This is a genomic window from Atribacteraceae bacterium, from assembly GCA_035477455.1.
Taxonomy (GTDB): domain Bacteria; phylum Atribacterota; class Atribacteria; order Atribacterales; family Atribacteraceae; genus DATIKP01.
The window spans coordinates 1-1,524 of record DATIKP010000114.1 but is presented as its reverse complement, the minus strand read 5'-3'; the positions used below and the strand labels follow the sequence as shown (position 1 = coordinate 1,524).

1 protein-coding gene is annotated in these 1,524 nt (G+C 58.5%); it reads right to left on the bottom strand.

Annotation, left to right across the window (positions count from 1 at the left end; all coding sequences use genetic code 11):
• Nucleotides 1-1,524 (bottom strand): Tex-like N-terminal domain-containing protein (locus VLH40_07015; GenBank protein ID HSV31753.1); only part of this gene is annotated, 1,524 nt, incomplete at both ends.

Here is a 1,524-nt window from a genome sequence, read left to right as displayed (position 1 = left end):
GGGCCAACCGGGAGCCGAGTCCGGATACGTAGGCCAGGAGTTCCCGGCTGGCCGTATTCACCTCTACCCCCACCAGATTGACACAGTGGCTCACGACATCATCGAGCGCGCTTTTCAGCGCTGTTTGATCCACATCGTGTTGGTATTGACCTACTCCGATGGATTTGGGATCGATCTTGACCAGTTCAGCCAGGGGATCTATCAGGCGCCGGCCGATGGAGATCGCTCCGCGCACGGTGACGTCTTGGTCAGGAAACTCCTCCCGGGCAACTTCAGAGGCTGAATAGACCGATGCTCCGCTTTCGCTGACTATGATCACCGGAATTGAAGAGGGAAGGTCCAGGCGCCGGAGCAGGTCCTCGGTTTCCCGTCCCGCCGTTCCGTTGCCAATCGCAATAGCCTGGACCGCCAGTACCCGGCACAGCTCCATCAGTTTTTTTCCTTCAGACTTATCCCGCTCCACCGACTGGTGGAAGAACAAGGTTTCGTGGTGCAGCAAGCTTCCCTGTTCGCTCAAGACGACCATCTTGCATCCAGTCCGAAAACCGGGGTCGATCGCCAATACTCGCTTTCTTCCCAGTGGAGGGCTGAGGAGAAGCTCCCGCAGGTTGGCCGCAAAGACATCGATCGCCTGCCGATCGGCCCTCTCCTTGACCCAGGCCCTGGTTTCAGTCTCCATTGCAAGACCGAGCAACCGCCGGTAACCATCCCGGATTGCCAGACGGATCTGCTCGGCTGCTTCTCCTTCTTCAACGATCATATGTTCTTCCAGAATATCAAGCGCCTCCCCTTCCGGAGGTTCGATCGAAAAGGACAAGATGTCTTCTTTCTCACCCCGGCGTATCGCTAACATACGGTGGGAGGGAATTGACGCCAGGGGTTCTTCCCACTGGTAATAATCACGGTACTTCGCACCCGCCTCCTCCCGGCCGGGGATCACCCGGGAACGGACCAGAGCATGATGAAGATACAAAGACCTCATCCGTTCCCGAACGGCCGGATCCTCGTTGATTCGCTCGGCGATGATGTCCCGAGCCCCGGCCAGCGCATCGTCCGCCGTTTCCACCCCCTTTTCCGGGTCGATAAACAGCTGGGCGGCCTGGAAAAGATTCCGTCCATCCTGCTGAAGAATCTCCTCGGCCAGAGCCTCCAGTCCCCGTTCCCGGGCGACGGTCGCCCGGGTCCGCCGTTTGAGGCGATAGGGAAGGTAGGTGTCCTCCAAAGCAGCCAGAGTCATACAGGCCAAAATTCTCTCTTTCAGCTCATCGGTCAGCTGGCCCCGTTCCTCCAACCCGGAGAGAATGGCTTCCCGCCGTTTTTCCAATTCCCGCAAACGGGCGATCCGGTCCCGGATTGCCGCGATCATCACCTCGTCGCAACCACCGGTCGCCTCTTTCCGGTATCGAGCAATAAAGGGAACGGTCGAACCTTCATCGAGCAGGTCAACCACCGCTGCCACCTGCCGGGAGGGCAGGGCCAGTTTCTGAGCGATCAATTCCTGGTGTATTTTTTCCATCGACAACC